We start from the raw sequence: 18,196 nt of genomic DNA on the forward strand, positions 1-18,196 counted from the left end.
CGCGGGGTGGAGCAGCCCGGTAGCTCGTCAGGCTCATAACCTGAAGGCCGCAGGTTCAAATCCTGCCCCCGCAACCAATGTATCCTGCACTAAAAACTTCTCGAAAACGCCAGCATCAGGGTGACGCTCGGCGCTCTTTCTGTTCGTCGCAAATCCCAGCATCGCAGCCAGATCACCCTCAAGAAAAATCCCAAGCTCCCCATTCTCCGGAATGAGGCGGATCCGCGTAATCAGGGACCGGATTGCCTCCATCGTCTGCGTGGCATCGGCCTTGTTCTGGAGGCTGTTGTGGAGAGACGCGATCTTCTGGCGATACAGCTCGGCCATGTTGGGGTGCAGCAGGGGAGGTGGAGCAGGCGCATCGGCCAGTTGTGTTTCGATTTCTGCCTTGCGGGCTTCGAGTTCCTCCATGCGTGTCTTGAGAGCAGGGCTGGCAAAACCGTCGAGGATCGCCTGCACGGCCTTGTCGAGTTCGCGCTCGATTTTGGGCAGTTCAGATTTCAGAGCGACCAGATCGGCCCCTTTTTCCATCCGCAGACGGTTTATCTCGAGCGTGAACTCGTCGCAGAATTCTTTGAAAAGGGCAGGGTCCATCATCTGGGTCCGCAGTCCGTTGAGCACGGATTTTTCCAGAACATCCCGTCGGATCGTCAGGCGGTTCTCGCAGGTGCCCTTGTTGCGGGCGGTTGAGCAGCCGAGGTGATGTTTGGAGATCATCGAAAAGCCACCGCCGCAACAGCCGCATTTGATGAGGCCTGTCAGAAGATGGGTCGGACGTTGCAGGGCGTTGAGGGGGTGTGTGCCGGTGCCGCGGGATTTCTGGGACCAGGTTGTTTTGCTCTGACGGGCTTTGACCGCATCCCAGAGATCCTGCTCGATAATCCGGAGGTCAGGCACGTCCTGAAGAACCCATTCGGATTCAGGGTTGAGGCGGGAGACGCGTTTCCCTGTGCTGGGGTCCTTGATGTAGCGCAGGCGGTTCCAGACCAGTCGGCCGATATAGAGTTCGTTGTTGAGGATGCCGGTGCCGCGTTCGCGGTTGCCATTGATCGTTGATGGGCTCCAGGCTCCGGACAGGGGGCCGCGATGGCCTTCAGCATTGAGTGAAAGAGCAATGGCTTTGGGAGATTTGCCGTCGGCATAGTCCCGAAAGATCCGACGGACGATCTGCGCCTGCTCGTCATTGATGGCGCGTTCGCCACAGATCGCCTCGCCATGACTGTCGCGCTGTTTGACAACATCGTAGCCGTAGCACAGGCCGCCACCGGATTTGCCCAGTTCGACGCGGCCACGTAGACCCCGCCGGGTCTTGTTGGCCAGTTCCTTGAGATAGAGCGCATTCATCGTGCCGGTCAGGCCAATATGGAGATGATTGATCTCACCCTCTGAAAGGGTGACGATCTTTACCCCTGCAAAGCTCATGCGTTTGAACAGACCGGCAATATCTTCCTGATCGCGGGACAGGCGGTCCATGGCTTCTGTCAGGAGGATCTGGAAGCGACCAGCATTGGCATCCGTGATGAGCTCCTGGATCCCAGGTCGGATCAGGGATGCCCCCGAAATCGCCCTGTCGCTGTAACTGTCAACGATCGTCCAGCCCTGTGTGTCAGCATAACCCCGGCACGCCCGCAGTTGATCCTCAATGGACGCATCCCGCTGATTGTCTGAGGAGTAACGCGCATAAAGGACAACTTTCATGGCGGCAGCTTTCTGTCAGGTGGCGGTGGGAAAACGTCCAAATCAGGGCTGATCTGACCCTCATACCATTCTCGGGCCGCTTGGCGTGCGAGAATTTTAGCAAGCGTACGAAGCGGATGGTCAGAAATCCCGGCAGGCTCCCGATAGGATCGATTTATATCCCGAGATTTTTTTTCATGCATGATCAGGAGCTCTCTGCCGGAAAAGATGAGCGGCAGATTCCGACAGAACGTAATGACTCCGACCGATATGCAGGCTTGTGATCAGATTGTCCGAGACGCAGCGTCTCAGCGTCGATCGCGACGTTTCAAAAAAGCTTGCCGCGTATTCGATCTTTATCAGGGCAGGGATGCAATAATAATTTTGCAGGACTGTTTCCATATCCCCGGCAAGCGTACCGCGCGTCTTGTCAGCTGCCATCTTCTTTTGGAGATATCGTCGGCATGCGCTCGCTGGTATCAATACCCGTGCCCGCCGTCCCTCCTTACGGTGCACGACTTCGCCAGGTTGGATCAAAGGGAGGATGCGTCGGCTCGATATTCCGATGACGCTGCTACACTCAGACGCCAGGATCAGGTCAGGGAAAGATTGAGCGGAAGAATACTGAGACGTCATTGTTTTTCTCCAGGCGACTTATGTTCGGCCTGAAGAGAAGCAAGTGGGATCCGTCTGCTGGAGTCCGGATTTTCCGGGACACTATTTTTTAGGTTTTTTGTTGGGATCCTGATACGCCAGCGCAGCCGCTAAAACATTTTCCGGTAACGGAGGCAGCCGAAGTGGAATCCTGGCACTCAGAAAGCGTCTGTCATGATCGTCGGACACAGAAGCGGCGCCGTCTGTCTGGGGTGGCGGCCCCTGGTTATCCGCAGAGCACTCACGGCCTGGCAGAGTCTCGAGATCGTCCGGCTCTGAAGGCTGTGGAATATACTCTGGAATATGGAAAGGCTGGTTCTCGTCATACTCGTAGCTGTCAATTTCAGACTTGTACGGAGAACTCGGATCTTTCACATGATAGTTCTTATTAGAGAAGGGATCGTGAAAAACAGAGATCGAATTATCTCTGAAGCGCATCCCGGTATCGTTGGACAGCGCGGAGGACTGAAAATCGCCGTTCAGCGGAATGAAATCTCCCCTCGTGAGAAGGGATTTCCTTTTTTTTGAACGGGCCGCGGGTAACTGACGGGTCAAGATCTGTTCCGGGGCCAGGGTATGCCCGATCGTCGCATAGGTCATGTCCTCGTCTTCCGGATCCTCAAGAAGGGTATAACCACCCCGCATCAGAGAAGGGGCCCCGCTCTCAGGTGGGATGACAGAAGGCCATTGCCCGGTATTCGGGCGTGCCGGCTCGGTACGGTGGCAGGCGAGAAGGTGCATGGCACCCAACTGGGCAGCCACTGGTTCATAATATTTTTTCAGATCCAAAAACACGCTTCTCGTCAGACCCAGATACTTGGAGTCCGTCTTGGCCTGTCGATTTTTGGTGCGTGCTCCGCTCAGGGGATATGTTACGGTGATGAATTGCTCCAAATCATTACGAATTTGAACCGACGTTTGGTCCATCAGGTAGTGGGAAAGACTGCGTCTGCTTCCGGGTTCGACAGCTTCAGAAAAGAGATGCGCCAGAAGGTTCCAGGACACATTGATCGTATCACCGTGGTGGACAATCAGGCGAGCTGCAACATGGATGGCCTGGCCGATGATATAAACTCCGGCAAGAAGCAGGGTTCGGCGCCGCTCTTCATAGTCGATAAAGGTCATCTCCCGCGACGTCAGGCGTGTTAGTCGCAGGCGACGGGGCTTCAATCCCCGGTGAAGGGCAGCGAAATCAAAAGGATCTGATGCTCCAATGCGACCTGTCATATCCTGAAGCCGGGACATGCGCTCATTCAGGAAATTCAACCGTGCCTGCTGTGACGCCGATTGGGATCGTCCTGATCCGACGGCCTGCGCCAGTTGTGCATGTAGATATTGCAGGCGAAGATAGGTTGTGACTGTTGTCTGGCGATACCGCCTTGCACGGTCCGCTCGGATAAGCATCGTCTGCTCTTGTGCATCCGGTTCATAGCCAAGGGGTTTCTCTGCCCCAAAAGTCCTAATCCAGTAGGGTCTGCAATGACGATAATGTTCTGCCGTGAACAGCACTGCCTGAAGACGGAGATTGAGATCACGGGCAGTCATGCCGCTACGAAGGTTGATGTGCCAGTTCTGCCAGGGGTTCCCCAGGGAGGGCCGGCTCTTGTTCGCGGACTTAGAGATCGTATCCTGAGTGTCTTTGGCGGTCATGGCGGGACGCTTTCGCTTTTCCAGAATGATGCCGTTCAGATGTGACGGTCAGAGTCCTGTCGGACGAAATGCCCGGTGACTGCCGCTCATCAGGGCGGGCCAGGAGCAGAAAACGATCGCAGACAGCCAGAACCGTTTCAAGATCAAATGCCGACAGCGCGGAAACGAGGGCGTGGTGGGATATGGAAACTCTGCTGTCTGGTTGTCTGGCGGAGGCGTGAAACGCAATTTCCATATCGTTCAGGTCGTCTATCAGGTGATCGGTTAAAGAAGACGGCTGGCCCTGAGGCGTGAGGACAAGATCCTGATAACGATCTGTAGGCCCGTTGCTGGAATACGCCTCTGGCAGAGTGAGCTGAAAGAGACGTGTGACTTCGCGCGTCGCAGTCTTTAATCCCACGGGTTTGCCGCGTCGGGCGTCCCCTTTGCGCCAGAGCGCGTGTTTGTAGAAGTCGAAGGCATCGCTCATGTCTATCGAGCGCCGACCGTTCGCATCGGAAAGACCGATCAGGGCGAAATAATCCGGGGTTCCCCAGTCCGGCATCTCCTCATCCGTCAGAGGCCGTTCGATCCGTCGCCAGCTCCGCGTTTCCTGACGACGAAGACGCTCTTCCGCTCTCTTGCGCGCCAGACGGCGTGCGCGGCGGCGTCTGAAGGCGGGCAGAGTGTCCGCGAGCGGAGCCAGAGCGTCAGAAATCGTTTTTTTGAGATGGGCGGTCAGATCGGTCACGCCTGTTGAAAGGCTCGTTGCATGCCCGGTTTGTGCAGACAGGGAGGAAGAGACAGTTTCAGCCAGAAGGTCATGGATTTTCTGGTGACGATGGCGAGCAAGGGCAGGAGCAAGACTGGGTGAGGAACCTGTCCGTTGTCGGGTCCGTTCAATCGTCAGGCAGGCCTGCTGAAGTGTTGCATGCGCGCTGTGTCGTCCTGCCCGGGCTTTGTCCAAAAGTGCCAGAGCGCCCTCGCGTTGATCCGGACGCGCCATGTTCCGCGCCATATTGTCGAGAATATCCCGGGAACGAATGGGACGGATATCTCCCAATGCGCGGCGTCCTGCGACCTGACGACGTTCCGCTGCCTCGGATGTTACAAGCCATGTGTGTTCCCGATGCCGAGAGCCCTGGGTGTAGGCTCGGTGGGCATTGATGGCCTGCGAACCACGCGGCATGGCCTCGATATGTTCTGTCGAGGTCACGCCCTGTGTGGCATCAATCGAAAGCACATCCCCGTAACCAAGCCGGATCTGGCTGCGTTGAGGATGCTGGAGCGTTGTCCAGGCAACGAAACCTTCACGGCCAGTCCGGTTGCGGAGGGTCAGTCCTGTCTGGTCAGCATCAAGGACTTCGAGCACGGATCCGTTGTTTCCGATGATTCCCCGAGTGGCGGTTGGGTATCTGGCGTTTGTGCGCGCATAAAGTCTGACGTGATCGCCACGTGCGACTGTCATGGGATAAGTGGTGCCATGCTGGTCGATGGCATCAATCTGGACCAGATCTTCTCCAAGAAGACCGATCTGTCGGCGTCTGATGCGGATTTCACGGGCAATCTCACGGGCATCTGCATTGGTCGGAGCGGATACTGTCAGAGAAAAATCTGGCGCGGTGTATCCTGCGTGATGACGCTCGAGCCAGAAATCGGCAATACGCGTAACAACGTCGGAGTAGTCGCCGGATGCCAGAACAAGCGTGCCATCTTCACGTTTGCGGTCAAGCGCCTCACGACTTTTACCATCCCGCAGCATGAGAGCCGTGGCGCGTTCGCGTTCAGAAGTCTGTCTGACACTGGAGACCAGTTCCGGGATGGTGTCTGGTCCGAGCGCTCTGCGTAAAAGGTCTACGACGGGTCCGGCTTCCACCGCCTGGCACTGCTGGGGATCGCCGATCAAAACGAGCTGGCACCTGCTATTCGCCTGCGCCTGAACAAGTTCGAGGAGCTGGATGGTGCTCAGAAGGCTGAGTTCATCAAGGATGACCACACTGTTCGCGTCGAGGGAGATCTTGCCGGTTTTGATGCCGTGCAGGAGCGGATGGCAGGCTTTGATCTGATTTTCAGGAATGCCGGCATCTGCAAGATCAGTCGCCTGGCGCCAGGCTATTGCAGTGCCCCAGACTGTCCGTCCAGCTTTTTTCCAGGCCTGCACCAGCGGTGCCAGAAGAGTGGTTTTCCCCGATCCAGCCACACCCACGAGAACAGAAAGACGTCCGCATGTGGCCAGGGCCGTCATGGCGCGACGTTGGGCCTGCCCGTGGGAAGAGGAGAAGTCCAGACCGGTCGCGAGAATGGCTTCGTCAATTTCTGGCTCAGTTATTGCACCATCGCGATCGTTGGCGGCGTTTCGTGCCAGTTCAATCACCGTCTGCTCACGCGTCACATGCAGTCCTGTAGTAAATTTGAGACTGCGGTCGCCACGTCGGTTGTAATGCTCAACGCAAATGAGCCTTGTTTCCTCGCCGTCCAACAACAGGGGCCGGGTGTGCATTGTATTGATGATGATATCGATGTCTTCAGGGGCATGGACGCCGACGGCGATCAGAGCCTGCGCGGCGCAATGTCGCGCTGTGGCTTCATCCAGGACAGCGCTCTCTTTAAATCGTTCCGCAACCAGCTCGGCAGCCAGATGATGCGCGCGGTCAAGCTGTTGGTCAGGGTGGGTCAATGGCGTTATCGGGTGATCGCCCACAAAATCGGGAATAGTCCACCCAAGATCTGCCGCAGTCTGCCTCCAGAATGCAAAATCGGCCATATCATCCGATTTGGGCTGTCTTTTGTCTCCCTGAGTACCAGATTTGAGCAGACTGATACGCTGTGAAGATGTCAGGTTGTCCCATTCCAGACCCTGGGATGTCGCAAATTGTCGCGCCGCATCGCGGCCTCCCTGAGTTCGCTTCGAGAAAGCATCGCGCACGGCGTCCGGCACATCCGGAAGGCGCGCGGCTCCTGTCTTTGGATCGAACGCGATTTTGACGCCAAGTTTGCGTAAATTCTGGGCAAGATACGCTTGATAGAGAGCTCCGAGTTCCTTGATCCGTCCACCAAGACGATCGAGGTCAAGGGCGCCGACGCGACCGGACCGTGTGACAACCGCATTTGGCACCACCACATGCGTGTGAAGCTGAGGATCGCCTGGGATCATGACCGAGACAGGGCGCGTAAAGGTTTCCCCACTTGACGGGTCCGTGTCTTCCAGGTCGACGGTAGGCCTTGCGGTGAAGTGGATAAACTGCATCCATGCGATGTGCCCCTGGTCAAAGCCGCCTGAGCCTGCTTTGCCTTTTCTCGCACGACCGATGAGTGTTTCCATGAAGGCCATGGCAGCCGTCACGGCGTCTTGATGCGCCTGCAGGATCATGGCGCGTTCGGCATCAGTTTTCGCCAGTGCGAAGGCGATCGAAACGGATTTGTCTGCGGACCAGGTAAGATCGATATAACCAATCGGTGAGCGACGGGACGTGATTGCGTCTCCAATTGTCTGTCGGGATATCTTTTGCCCAGCGAAGTTGAGGCCTGCGGCAAGCTGCAGGCTGAGCTTTTCGTCAACGGCATGATCCTGGGGAACACCGTAAAGATGAAGCAGACGTTTAAATGCTGCGCGGCGCGTGTTGTCCTGTGTACATCCGGCTGCCATCCCGCCAAGTCGTTGCCACGCCTGGGGATCAGATAAAGACGCAAGCGAAACATCGAGAGTGGAAGCAATATCTGTGGTGCCGGACTGATACTGTTTTCCGGATATCGGACGGCCGTCCGCCCGAAGCCCGCATAACAGGTTCATGATCATCTCGCGCGAAAGCCCTTTTTCTGTCGTCGACAGGCCGAGCGCGGCTAGCGGTCGTGGATCAATGGAATCGCCAAGCTCGGCTGAGCAGATATCCGGCCCGAGCGGAGCGCTGCTCCCATTGTAATATTGAAGCAGTGCGTTCTGTACGCTGGGAATGGTTGCTTCAAGGAGGTGGTCAGCCATGAAGCGCGCGGCTGAGGGCACGCCCCCCGCACCCGTTCGATAAGTCAGCATCAGGTATTTTCGCTGAGGAGCGTCTGTAATTCCGTGGACAGCGTTTGAGCAACACTGTCGGGAAGCCGATAAATAGTCGTATGCAGGTCGGCAATTCTGGCCTCCTGCGTTTGAAGTGCAGAAGCGATCTTACCCACGAGGGATATCAGGTCGCTTTCTCCGGGGGCGGGGGCGGTAATTGCTTCAGTCAAGAGACAGAGCAATTTACCGTGCGCCGCCTGGGTCTCCACAATTGTGCCAAGTAACGTAACGAGCACGACTTGTTCAGTTGAAGTCTCATTGATTGCCGTCATCTGATCCACTCGCATCGAGAGTCGCAGTAACAGGATCTGGAAGTCGACCGGGTATAAGCATAGTACTTGGGCGATTTGGGTCGGTCGGGATTTTCAAAGGAAGCCAGCAACCCAGTTGATTGCGGTCATTATCAAAAACAAACGATGTTTTGTGGCGACAAATGTCCCAGATACTGGTCACCGCGAGCCGGTTCAGTTTGATAAGGGGGGCCCACGCTTTCAGCTCTTCCGGATGCTCCTGAAATAGTTGGGCAGCCTCACCGCTATTGCTGTTGATCGTGGTAATTTCCGCAATGCGCGCAGCGTCGTTGACTTTATAAAAGGCATCGCCTTCTGCTTTCGCAATGGCGAACCCATCATCGTAGCCGCGTAAATGGCCAACCCCGTAGAGGCACGTTGCGAGAACGACTGCTGCAAGTGCGGAAGCGACCAGTGTATTGCGATTGATAGATCGCACGCGCTGGGTAAAGGCTTTTTCGGCAATTTTCGCGACATGCTCACTCGTCTCGTGGATCGTTTTCGCATGAATCTGCCGCGCAAGTGTCGCGTACCTTTCCGCTTCTGCATCGAGTTTGCGTGTTTCTGCCGTGAGGGTCTCGGTCCGAGCTCTGAGAGCGCCCGTAATTTCAGTATCAATAACTTGCGTGAATTTTCTCAATTCGCACTTTTGCTCATCAAGTGCCTGACATGCGGCATCCCATGCGACCATCAGCGGCCACAACGGATCCTCTTCAAGAATTCCGTATTTCTTTGCGACGTCGACCATGCCAAGCGGCCGATCGAATGTGCATTTCGATGTATCTGTCATGATTCTGTTCCCAGACGTGAATTACGGAAGATAATGAGTAACTCTGGCGAAGCTTGTTTCCATTTCGCGCATCCAAGTCTGAACCCGCTGGCGATCGAAAACGCCAAGGGGGTTACTTCCGGCCCCCGAGAGGGCATCGAAAAATTTCAATCGTCGCTCGGATAGTCGATGCGCACAGCTCAGGGTCGGCACTGGAACGAGCTCAGCGCCGGCGTTGAGGATGGCTTGAAGAGGTTGATGTTGTCGGACCGCGGTCTCAAGCCACGAAACTGCATCGATGTGGCTTGGAAGAGAGAAACGTGAGAACACGATGAGTGTAGCTGGTGGTGCAAAAGCATCATACAATGAATAAAGCGCTCCCAGATCGTCCGGATCCCCGCCAATGCAGTACAAAGCGACCGGGGTCAGTCCTGCTTCGTTGATGCTCTCGACAAGAGATAATTCGCGGCTCATCTTCTTGATCGTTTGATCTCCTCCACCGAAATCGACGATGAGGGACTGGGCTGTGGTGGAGGCTCGTTCGATCTCTGCTTCAAACCAGGCACCCACTGCCGCTGGCTCTGCAGAAGGTGGCGATGATGCCTCCGGGAAAAATCCTCGCAGGGACTGATTTGTATGATCGCCGTCCGCGAGAAGTACTGATCTCCCGGCGTTGTGTGCTCGTTCATATAACCAGCGCTGGGTGGATGTTTTTCCTCGCCCGCCGCGGCCCCCGCCAATCAGGCAGATCGGCTTGCTCGCTTTATCGCAGTCCAAGAGGTTCTGCGGCGCGTCTTTTTGCGTCTTACGGGCTATTTCGTCAGACGATGGACTAACCATGATTAACTCCAGTGTTCGCCACCAGAATGAAAGTCATTTCATTAGGAATGGCATAAATTAGATAACCTCATCCTTGAGACGCTCATCAGATAGAAATTTTGTCTCTTGAGGATGAGGTATTTAATTTGAAAAACCGGAGAACAATCAACCTATTTATGTAGTCTTTCCTCGATTTATCAAAAAACATCTCCATAATTACATAGAAGTTATTTCATAATTAATTGTCTGGATCGTTCATAATATTATTGGGCGTGTCACTGGACGGCCCTGACGGTTCACGGCGTCTGGTGTCCTGACGGCGGAATGCAATATCACTATTTCGTGATGAGCTAGTTCCTGTTGTCCTTCGATCTCTGATTCGCAGAAATTGGCTTCGGCATGGGAGTCTCCGAACGCCGTAACTGTTGCATAGCCCCCTTCAGCTTTTCCTCTACGCTCCAATTTCTCGATGGTGACTCCTCGTTCGGTCTTTGGCCGTCGAAGCCTGTACGCCCATCCACCTTTGGAGCTGGCCGGGCAGTGTTGGATGTCGGTGGCGCAGCGGTGTCTTGAAGAAGATGGACCGACGGAGAGGCTGGTAGTTCCAATTGGGTTTTTGCATTAGCCTTGAGTTCAACGCGTCGCCATGCCTTACGGACCGTGTCCGGCGTCAAAGGGCCATTACGGGCATTGCGAATGCCAAGTCTAGAGAAGCCGGCCGTGACCGAACGCCAGTCAGGCGAGCCGTTCAAACTGGGCTGCAATGCCTCATATTGGAGTTCAAGAAACGTAGGTAGCTCTTGACCGCGTGTCTTGATCCGGGCCTCGCGAAAGAGAAGTATGATCTCCTTCTCGGACAATATTTTCATAAAAACCCTGACTGCTGCAGTGGCACGAGACTGAAAGCGCCCATCATAGAGGACGCACGCTCAGACCCCTTCAGATTTAATAGACTGAAAATAAGCCACCAGAAAAATCGCTCATCCTGAGGAAAAGGATTCAATTTTTTTTCTGGATGCCAAACGATCGGGACCGGAAAGATCTCAAATGATTTCTGACATGATTGCGCTCTTGACGGGGCACCGAGCGGATATCAGGCGGACATCCGCCGGACAAAGAGAGTGCGGAAAATCTGTTACAGACCAAGGCACCCTTGGTGCGTGGCAGTGGATTTTTGAGAAAAATAGCAGGACCCGTCTGAATTGCTGAACCAGCTGGTCATCGCCTGCTGGCGCGGCTTATGAAACCGGTGGAGTTGCAACATACAGGGGCTGGGAGTTGCATTCCGTCGGAGCGGAGGAGGTCTTTTTCTTTTGCAGACAAGGGGAGGGGAGCTGCGCTGCGGCTCTCGCCCCAGAGGTTCTCTCTGCCAGATGGCAAGACCCTGCGGGTGATCACAGTCTTTTACTGGATCTCCTATGTCTTTCTCTCCCTCTGACATTCCAGCTCGTATTATCGGGCTTGCCCCCACAGGCTCTCCTGGTCGTCCAAAGGGTGGTGCCTCCACTTTGATTGAAGCCTGTCTGCTCGATCTGCTGGTCGGCAATTCCGGCGGTGCCAGCCACTCTGCTGAACGCATGTGTCTGTGGTCTCCGACCGAACAGTTCACCGTGACGCACATTCCGCATGATACGATCAATACGTCGGTCTTCCTGAGTCTTGATCCGGAACTGCGGAACGATCTTGTTCATCGACCTTTTCTTGAGGCGATCGAGAACGGCCAGGGCGTGGGAAAGGAGCATGGCGCACCGACACTGATCGTTCCACTGGACGGTCGTGTCCAGTGCTGGCTCGCGCCTTTGCCTCACGGGGATGATCTGCGAGTTCTGCGTTTTGACAGGCTGATGAGAGGCCTGTTTTCAAACCTGATTGTCGGTCACGACGATTATCGTCGCATCTGGAAGCTCTACGATCCGCAAACAAGCGCTCCATATCATCCGGCCTCTTTGATTCACGACGTGTTCGTCGCCGGCCGCATTCTCTCTGGCGTGCTGAGTGAGCTTCCGCTTTCCGAAGTGCTCGCCGTCGCCCGCTGACGTCAGCTTCGTTTCCGCTTCTATCCCGCGGCAGCATCCCTGCGCGTTGCCGCTGTGCTCTTCTTATTCAGGACAATCGATCATGTTGCTCTTTCCTTCCTCCAGCACCCGGACGGGTGCTGGGTGCTCTGTCGCGCGCTCTTTCTTCGAGCCCACACCGGACGACCTCCGTCTCTACCGCGAACTGAGCCTGCGTCTGCGCGCTCAGCCGCCCAGCTCCTTGTTTCGTTATATCCCAACACCGGCCGGGCAACACCTGACCCGGCTTGGCGACTGCGGAACCTGGGCCTGGGCGGCAGTCATCAAAGCGGCCATGGCGTGCTGGAACGATCTGCCGACAGGAGGGAAAATTGCCGAAGATGGGACGCAGCTCAACTCCACGCCCGAGCGGATCGCGTGGGAAGCCCTGTGTCCGGTTACCCCTTCCGACATTACACTGGACGTCGAGCCCCCCATCCAGATCGCGGCACCGGCACGCTTCTTTTCGGATCTGGGGATCCGGTTTCAGGATCGGGTTCGGTACGTTGAGATCGTGGGCGCCTGCGGTGCGGACCGCGTGACCCGAAACAATTGGGAATCCCATCTGCTAGCGCAGTTCGACCGAAGACTGGAGGTCTACCGGCAGCAGCGTCTTACGCCCGAGATCTGGTATCTCAACGATCTGCTTGAGCCAGCGCAGTTACAGAAGCGTTTCCTCGCCCTTGTGGCGCAGCTGCGCGCGGGAGGCGGGTCATGACCCCTAGTCCGATCCGGCTGCCGCGCTGGCCCATCACGCGCCTGAAACTGCTCGATATCACGCCGGATCAGAAAGGAGCGCCCTATGCGGGCGCTCCCGTCACGCTGCTGCAAAGGGATGGCTTCGTCGAAGGACGCAGCCTGCTCTGGCTTGGCGCCCCCCGGCGTTCCTCGGGTCATCTGGAAGAAAGTCCCGACGAGCATGGTCAGCCTGCCCTGACCATCAGCGATCCCCTGTTCCGGGCCCTGATGCCGGTGGATGCCCCGCGACCCTTTGTTCTGGCGGGATTTCATATGTCCTTCCTGCGCCGCATACTGGGTGGACCGCAGGATCGACCACCGTATGATCTCTGCCTGTACCGGCTCGCACGACAGCGGGCGTCCTGGTTACGGCCGTGCGGGTTGCAGGAATCCGTCCTCGAACTACGGACAGACCTGATGACAGAACTGACGCAGGACAGCCCTTTTCTGCGTTTGAACTGCGCAACTGCTCTGCTTGAAACACTTCTTGAGTGGGAGCCGCTGAACCGGCTGCTGGTGCTGTCAGGCAATGTCGTCTCTCCACCGCCTGGCGAGGAGGAACCCTTCGGTCAGGCCGCAGAGTGGAGTTGTCTGCCTCAAGGTCCTGCCATGCTGGAAGACTGAGTGACCAGCGGAGGCGTCGACGATGACTTGGGAAGGTTTGAAAATGTCCTCAGACCCGGACGATGCATCCAGTTCTTCAGCGGCCTGGGCTACCCCCTCTGCTTTCAACAGCAGAGGGGGGCTCTCTCTTATGTAGCCTCAGAACAACCCGCTGCCGGTTTTGACGGCGGAGGCATTCATGGTGTGGTGCCAGACGACATCGCCATTGAAGATCACGGTCAGAGTCTTTTCCGTGCCATGGGTGCCCTGATGCAGATCGCCATAAAGCGGAATGAAGTTTGCGGCGTCAGACGAGGCATTGGTGAACGCATAGCGCCACTGTTCATGGCCGCTGTCGGTGAACGTGCTCTCGCGCGGATCTCCGAACAGGGCCCGGATCTGGTCCTTGGTGGTCACGCCATCATGGATCTTCTGGTCAATGGAGGCACTGGTCTCGTTTTTGAGTGTTTCGTTTCCTTCCGAGGCACAGCCTGTCAGGGCGATTAGCCCCGTAAGAGACAGAGTGACGGCCAGGGTTCTGAGAAGACGTGCAGACATGCGGGATCCTTTGCTGTTTTTGCAAAAACAGTCGATGACGGGACAATTGGAAAAAAGCGGGCGACCTGCCGAAAAACGAACGGACTGTCTCAGTCCAGCCCGCGAAGGTGGCGGCGGTCTTTAGCGGCTTTCAGTTTTCGCAGAAACGGTTCACGCGGAGCCGTCCAACAGCTCATGCCCAGAACGAACGCAAAGAGCGGATGCCAGGGCAGAGCCAGGGCGATGCCGCACAAAAGACAGGCACCCGCTCCGAACCACGAGACATATCTCAGCAGAAGCCGTGTCTCGTCTTCCTCAGCACCATATTCTTCGAGATAGGCAGCCAGACGGGCCGCGCGTTTTGCTTCGGTCGCCTCGCTGTACAGACCGTCTGTTGAAGACGTCATGAGCGCTTATCTCCCCCAGTGGGCGTGGAAGACGACCCGGATCACCAATGCCGTGCCCAGCATCAGAGCCGCAGGCGGCAGAATGTCGCGGGCCTTGAGCCAGGCGAACAGCCTGACCGACGATCCGAGCGCCAGCACCAGCAGGAGAAGAACGATCAGGACAAGGAGGATGGAGACGACCATGTCAGGCGCCCCCTGAAAGGCAGGAACAGGGGCCAGACCGGAAGACACAACGGGACAAAGACATCATCGCCAGCTCCTTGCAGGTCCTGTGCGGCAGGACGACCCTGCCACCCGACGAACTCAATAAGCCAGATGATCTACGATTTCCCGCGCATCGTCAATACGGATATGCGCCTATTTCGAGAAACAGGTTCCCGTATATCAAGAACGCCTCAGGGATGAGGCACGCCGCCGATCCAGACCACTTCGCCGAGCAGTTTGAAGCAGTCCAGACGATCGGCTTCGACGTCCTGGGGCGGGTAGCGATGATTGTCAGCAATCACCCGGACCCCACCACCGAGTTTGGGATCAAGACGACGGATCAGCACAGCGCCAGCGCTCTCCAGCGCATAGAGCGCGCTGCCCGTCACAGCCGTGACGCTCCGGTCCACGATGACCAGATCGCCTGAGGACAGGGTCGGCTCCATCGCATTGCCTGCATTGCTGATGAGGCAGAGGGCTGCGAGGTCCCGGGGAATGACGCTCTGCAACCAGTCGCGGCCAATCCGCAGGCCATCTTCATGATGATCATACCAGGGCACGACGATCTGGCGGGTCGAGGTGGTCTGGACCGCTGTCGCCCCGGAAGGTGAACCGCCGGACGCGCCAAAGGCGATCCAGTCCAGGGACACGCCGCAGACCCGGGCCAGGGATGCAAGGGCGGAGAATTTCATCTCCCCGCCATTCATGTAATCCCTCAGGGTCGTATACGGCACGCCCGCCGCCTTGGCAGCATGGGTGATGCCAATACTCTGGGCCGCTTCGCGGAGGCGCTCGCCGCGCTCACGCATCAGGCGGATCTGGTCGTCCATGAGTTTACGCTTTCGCCTGGAATGTCGGGGCACGCAAAGGGTCCTCATTCGGAAATGAGGCGTGAATACGATATTCCGCTTGATATGGAAGTCGGAAAACCGTATCTCTTGGCATCGAAATGTTGCGTGGCCCGTGACTCGTCATGGTCAGATCCTCGCATGAAACCGACATTTTTGTCCAAGGGATTGTCATGCCTGAAGATCCACTGCCACCACCACCCCGTCCAGCCGGTCTCGAGGACCTGCATGCTGGTCTGCATGACGTGCTGCGTCTGATCGAGATCGAGCATGCGCTGCTCAAAGGGCGACTGGAGAGCCTACGCGCGGATACGGAAGGCGCGCGCCTGCTGGAGGGCGTGATGGTGCTCGGCGCCGTGCTGCAGCAGCGGATGGGCGGTCTGCTCCAGCTCTGCCGCGAGGTCGGGAAGCTGTGACGAAGTGGTCCATCGGACACAGCACGTCCTGACCCTGCCGTTTGCTTCATCGAAGCCCCGTTGCTCTCTTCCATACGGTCATCATCTTTTATGCCAGAACACTCAGACCCGTCTTCTGAGCACGTTGTGCTGGACGGGCACAGCCTTACGCGTGCGCTTCCTTTTGGTGCCTATCCATTGACGGACGTGCAGAAGCAAATCCGGAAAGTCTTCTTCAACACGCCCTTGGGGTACAGCCGTCTGCGTCGGCCGTTCATGGAACGGTTCAAACGAGACTGCTCCTCAGGTCTTGTCGATGCGACCCTGTTCGGGCTGAAGGTGCGGTTTTACCCGCAGGACAATCAGACAGACGCAAAATCAGCGGTGTGTGGCGCGTGCTACAATCATCGTGAGCTGAAATGGCTGCGGCGTCATCTGCCGAAAGGCGGCACGTTTGTGGATGTGGGCGCGAATATGGGGTTCTTCTCGCTCTATGTCGCCCAGAGAGACGCCCGCGTCATCGCCGTTGAGCCGAACCCGGTGCTGTTCGAGCGGCTGGCCACCAATATGAGGCTGAACGGGATGCGCGCGGATCTCTTCCGTGTCGCCGTTGGGGATCAGGAAGGCTCTGGTCAGCTCGTGCAGGTGAACGGGGATTTTGGCGGCGGTCGGATTGGTGCGGGGCACGGTGCCGCAGTGCGGATCCGTCCGCTTCTGGACATTCTGAAGGCCTGTGATGTGACGGCCGTGCATGTGCTGAAGATCGATATCGAAGGCTATGAAGACCGGGCGCTGCTGCCGTTTTTCCGCGAGGCGCCGGCGACGTTGTGGCCCGATCATCTCATCATGGAAGACACCGAGCATGGCCGGTGGGCCCAGGACGTCTTTCCGGTGCTGCGGCGCTGTGGGTATGAGCGCCGCTCCCGCAGCCGAGGGAATATCCTGCTCTCAAGGTTTTGACTGGTGCTGGTGAGGAGAAGCTTGTCAGCTTTGGGGGGATAGTGTTGAAAAACTCATGGTGAAGAGTGAAAGTGTTGCCAAACCACTTCGGCATAAGTGCAGCTTTCTTGCCTCAGGTGGATAAGGCAGGCGCTCCGGGAGGTATCAGTTTCGCCATTTTGCGGAGATTTTGAGCAGCTGCGGCGAGATGGAACTCATCACGGACGCCGTTTGGTCCTCTGAGCCTCAACCGATCGATCTTCAAAATGCGCTTGAGGTGAGCAAACAGCATTTCGACCTTCTTTCGTTCTCGTCTGGAGACGATATAGGCGTCAGTTAAGGCAATGTCGCGGGCCAGATCACGAGCGCCTTCATGGACGGAGCGCAGGACCTTACGACTGGGCTGATCGGGGCAGCATTTCGGTTTGAGAGTGCATACGTCGCACGCGAGTTTCGACGAACGGTATCGAAGTAGGTTGTCGGGAGGGGCGTTTGGTCGATCCGAGTTGATCTTGCGCCACTGCTGCTTCAGTTCCTGTCCGCCAGGACAGACGTAAAGATCGAGCATGTGGTCATATGTGAAATCTCGGCGTTCGAAAGTCCCGTCCTGCCGGGCAGATTTGTCGAAGACCGGAATGTGAGGTTCTATGCCACGCTCATGAACCAGCCATGCAAGGTTTTCAGCGGAGCCATAAGCTGTATCCGCAGCAAGCTTTTCGGGCCATATTCCAAATGTTTCCTGAGTACGCTCTATCATTCGGCGTTGCGCCGTAACCTCGGCCTGCCGGATGGCTGTCGTGGTTTCTACATCCATGATGACAGCCGATTTAAGGTCGATGAGGTAATTTATGCAGTAGGCATAATAAGCAAGGCCACCGCTTGCAGCGTTCCAACGTGCCGCAGGATCGACCGGAGAGATATATTTTGGTTGTACGGGCGTAGCAGACCCAAATGCAGCATCGTCCAGCACCGAGAAATACTCCCGCACAGCACGATGGGCGGCCTCGATTGGCAGCTTGTCTGGGCTCGGAACACTGCGCTGCCGATTAGCGTCGGCCTTGATCGTGCTGGCATCGACCGCAAAGCCTTCACCGCCCACTAGTCCCTTGGCGATGCACTGTCGGACGGTCATTTCAAACATTTGGCGAAGCAGATCACTCTCCCGGAAGCGTCCGTGTCGGTTTTTCGAGAATGTCGAATGATCAGGCACAGGGCCGTTGAGGCCAAGGCCGCAGAACCACCGGTAGGCCAGGTTAAGATGGACTTCTTCACATAACCGTCGCTCGGATCGAATACCCATCACGTAGCCAACGATTAACATCCTGATGATCAGCTCGGGATCGATCGAAGGCCGCCCCGTGCCGCTGTAAAATGGGCGAAGATGCTCACGCAGGCCGTCCAGATCAACAAAGCGATCAATTGAACGCAAAAGGTGGCCAGCTGGCACATGATCTTCAAGACGGAACTCGTAGAACAGTTCCTCCTGTATTTTCGTTCGATCACCCATCATTTGCAGGGTCCTCCTGCGAAGAATGAATCAGTGCTTCACTCTCAAAGCAAGCGCGACTTTTTCAACACTGTC

The 18,196-nt window shown here is 56.6% G+C and carries 16 protein-coding genes and 1 tRNA gene; 6 read left to right on the forward strand and 11 right to left on the reverse strand.

Annotation, left to right across the window (positions count from 1 at the left end):
* A tRNA-Met gene (locus JK202_RS15350) sits at positions 1-77 on the forward strand.
* On the opposite strand, the gene JK202_RS15355 is transcribed toward JK202_RS15350, so the two are convergent.
* The 6 genes from JK202_RS15355 to JK202_RS15380 all read right to left on the reverse strand — a co-directional run bounded on the left by JK202_RS15355 (position 34) and on the right by JK202_RS15380 (position 9,910).
* The gene (locus tag JK202_RS15355; protein WP_211562348.1) at positions 34-1,698 is read right to left on the reverse strand and encodes a recombinase family protein; all 1,665 of its coding nucleotides are present in this window, start codon (positions 1,696-1,698) and stop codon (positions 34-36) included. The genes JK202_RS15350 and JK202_RS15355 overlap by 44 nt on opposite strands.
* Positions 1,699-2,394: 696 nt before the next feature.
* Positions 2,395-3,981, reverse strand: a complete 1,587-nt coding sequence (locus JK202_RS15360; protein ID WP_211562333.1) for a hypothetical protein — start codon at positions 3,979-3,981, stop codon at positions 2,395-2,397.
* Complete coding sequence (gene mobF, locus JK202_RS15365; RefSeq protein ID WP_211562334.1) at positions 3,947-7,990, reverse strand: MobF family relaxase; 4,044 nt, start codon at positions 7,988-7,990, stop codon at positions 3,947-3,949. The genes JK202_RS15360 and mobF overlap by 35 nt, the downstream gene beginning before the upstream one ends.
* The gene (locus tag JK202_RS15370; protein ID WP_211556134.1) at positions 7,990-8,283 is read right to left on the reverse strand and encodes a hypothetical protein; all 294 of its coding nucleotides are present in this window, start codon (positions 8,281-8,283) and stop codon (positions 7,990-7,992) included. The genes mobF and JK202_RS15370 overlap by 1 nt, the downstream gene beginning before the upstream one ends.
* Positions 8,267-9,091, reverse strand: coding sequence for a hypothetical protein (locus tag JK202_RS15375; RefSeq protein WP_211556136.1), 825 nt, complete (start codon positions 9,089-9,091; stop codon positions 8,267-8,269). The genes JK202_RS15370 and JK202_RS15375 overlap by 17 nt, the downstream gene beginning before the upstream one ends.
* Positions 9,092-9,112: 21 nt before the next feature.
* Complete coding sequence (locus JK202_RS15380) at positions 9,113-9,910, reverse strand: hypothetical protein (RefSeq protein WP_211556138.1); 798 nt, start codon at positions 9,908-9,910, stop codon at positions 9,113-9,115.
* Between the two features lie 1,397 nt (positions 9,911-11,307).
* On the opposite strand from JK202_RS15380, the gene JK202_RS15385 reads away from it, so the two are divergent.
* The 3 genes from JK202_RS15385 (at position 11,308) to JK202_RS15395 (ending at position 13,305) form a co-directional block, all read left to right on the forward strand.
* Positions 11,308-11,925, forward strand: a complete 618-nt coding sequence (locus tag JK202_RS15385) for a hypothetical protein (RefSeq protein WP_211556140.1) — start codon at positions 11,308-11,310, stop codon at positions 11,923-11,925.
* Between the two features lie 82 nt (positions 11,926-12,007).
* The gene (locus JK202_RS15390; RefSeq protein WP_211556142.1) at positions 12,008-12,661 is read left to right on the forward strand and encodes a hypothetical protein; all 654 of its coding nucleotides are present in this window, start codon (positions 12,008-12,010) and stop codon (positions 12,659-12,661) included.
* Complete coding sequence (locus tag JK202_RS15395; protein ID WP_211562335.1) at positions 12,658-13,305, forward strand: hypothetical protein; 648 nt, start codon at positions 12,658-12,660, stop codon at positions 13,303-13,305. The genes JK202_RS15390 and JK202_RS15395 overlap by 4 nt, the downstream gene beginning before the upstream one ends.
* A gap of 138 nt (positions 13,306-13,443) precedes the next feature.
* Here JK202_RS15395 and JK202_RS15400 read toward each other — a convergent pair whose 3' ends face one another.
* The 4 genes from JK202_RS15400 to JK202_RS15415 all read right to left on the reverse strand — a co-directional run bounded on the left by JK202_RS15400 (position 13,444) and on the right by JK202_RS15415 (position 15,262).
* Positions 13,444-13,842, reverse strand: coding sequence for an outer membrane protein assembly factor BamE (locus JK202_RS15400; protein WP_153431067.1), 399 nt, complete (start codon positions 13,840-13,842; stop codon positions 13,444-13,446).
* An 89-nt stretch (positions 13,843-13,931) separates the two neighbouring features.
* Positions 13,932-14,228 carry a hypothetical protein gene (locus tag JK202_RS15405; protein ID WP_153431066.1) on the reverse strand — a complete coding sequence of 99 codons (297 nt, stop codon included), beginning with the start codon at positions 14,226-14,228 and terminating at the stop codon, positions 13,932-13,934.
* 6 nt (positions 14,229-14,234) lie between these two features.
* Positions 14,235-14,411, reverse strand: a complete 177-nt coding sequence (locus JK202_RS15410; protein WP_194285332.1) for a hypothetical protein — start codon at positions 14,409-14,411, stop codon at positions 14,235-14,237.
* A 212-nt stretch (positions 14,412-14,623) separates the two neighbouring features.
* Positions 14,624-15,262, reverse strand: a complete 639-nt coding sequence (locus JK202_RS15415; RefSeq protein ID WP_211562339.1) for a LexA family transcriptional regulator — start codon at positions 15,260-15,262, stop codon at positions 14,624-14,626.
* 191 nt (positions 15,263-15,453) lie between these two features.
* On the opposite strand from JK202_RS15415, the gene JK202_RS15420 reads away from it, so the two are divergent.
* Both JK202_RS15420 and JK202_RS15425 read left to right on the forward strand, forming a co-directional pair.
* Positions 15,454-15,696: a hypothetical protein gene (locus JK202_RS15420; protein WP_211562341.1), complete on the forward strand. Its 243-nt coding sequence runs from the start codon at positions 15,454-15,456 to the stop codon at positions 15,694-15,696.
* A gap of 90 nt (positions 15,697-15,786) precedes the next feature.
* Positions 15,787-16,635: an FkbM family methyltransferase gene (locus tag JK202_RS15425; protein WP_211562343.1), complete on the forward strand. Its 849-nt coding sequence runs from the start codon at positions 15,787-15,789 to the stop codon at positions 16,633-16,635.
* Positions 16,636-16,747: 112 nt separating this feature from the next.
* On the opposite strand, the gene JK202_RS15430 is transcribed toward JK202_RS15425, so the two are convergent.
* The gene (locus JK202_RS15430) at positions 16,748-18,124 is read right to left on the reverse strand and encodes a transposase (protein ID WP_211562345.1); all 1,377 of its coding nucleotides are present in this window, start codon (positions 18,122-18,124) and stop codon (positions 16,748-16,750) included.
* Positions 18,125-18,196 lie beyond the last annotated feature (72 nt).

Source organism: Gluconobacter sp. Dm-62, from assembly GCF_018256155.1.
Lineage (GTDB): Bacteria > Pseudomonadota > Alphaproteobacteria > Acetobacterales > Acetobacteraceae > Gluconobacter.

What these genes read in the sequence shown, in the direction of transcription:
- JK202_RS15395 (WP_211562335.1), top strand. Translation starts at nt 12,658, where the DNA reads ATGACCCCTAGTCCGATCCGGCTGCCGCGCTGGCCCATCACGCGCCTG.
- JK202_RS15380 (WP_211556138.1), bottom strand. Translation starts at nt 9,910, where the DNA reads ATGGTTAGTCCATCGTCTGACGAAATAGCCCGTAAGACGCAAAAAGAC.
- JK202_RS15370 (WP_211556134.1), bottom strand. Translation starts at nt 8,283, where the DNA reads ATGACGGCAATCAATGAGACTTCAACTGAACAAGTCGTGCTCGTTACG.
- JK202_RS15375 (WP_211556136.1), bottom strand. Translation starts at nt 9,091, where the DNA reads ATGACAGATACATCGAAATGCACATTCGATCGGCCGCTTGGCATGGTC.
- JK202_RS15410 (WP_194285332.1), bottom strand. Translation starts at nt 14,411, where the DNA reads ATGGTCGTCTCCATCCTCCTTGTCCTGATCGTTCTTCTCCTGCTGGTG.
- JK202_RS15430 (WP_211562345.1), bottom strand. Translation starts at nt 18,124, where the DNA reads ATGATGGGTGATCGAACGAAAATACAGGAGGAACTGTTCTACGAGTTC.
- JK202_RS15405 (WP_153431066.1), bottom strand. Translation starts at nt 14,228, where the DNA reads ATGACGTCTTCAACAGACGGTCTGTACAGCGAGGCGACCGAAGCAAAA.
- JK202_RS15415 (WP_211562339.1), bottom strand. Translation starts at nt 15,262, where the DNA reads ATGGACGACCAGATCCGCCTGATGCGTGAGCGCGGCGAGCGCCTCCGC.
- JK202_RS15390 (WP_211556142.1), top strand. Translation starts at nt 12,008, where the DNA reads ATGTTGCTCTTTCCTTCCTCCAGCACCCGGACGGGTGCTGGGTGCTCT.
- JK202_RS15355 (WP_211562348.1), bottom strand. Translation starts at nt 1,698, where the DNA reads ATGAAAGTTGTCCTTTATGCGCGTTACTCCTCAGACAATCAGCGGGAT.
- mobF (WP_211562334.1), bottom strand. Translation starts at nt 7,990, where the DNA reads ATGCTGACTTATCGAACGGGTGCGGGGGGCGTGCCCTCAGCCGCGCGC.
- JK202_RS15385 (WP_211556140.1), top strand. Translation starts at nt 11,308, where the DNA reads ATGTCTTTCTCTCCCTCTGACATTCCAGCTCGTATTATCGGGCTTGCC.
- JK202_RS15425 (WP_211562343.1), top strand. Translation starts at nt 15,787, where the DNA reads ATGCCAGAACACTCAGACCCGTCTTCTGAGCACGTTGTGCTGGACGGG.
- JK202_RS15420 (WP_211562341.1), top strand. Translation starts at nt 15,454, where the DNA reads ATGCCTGAAGATCCACTGCCACCACCACCCCGTCCAGCCGGTCTCGAG.
- JK202_RS15400 (WP_153431067.1), bottom strand. Translation starts at nt 13,842, where the DNA reads ATGTCTGCACGTCTTCTCAGAACCCTGGCCGTCACTCTGTCTCTTACG.
- JK202_RS15360 (WP_211562333.1), bottom strand. Translation starts at nt 3,981, where the DNA reads ATGACCGCCAAAGACACTCAGGATACGATCTCTAAGTCCGCGAACAAG.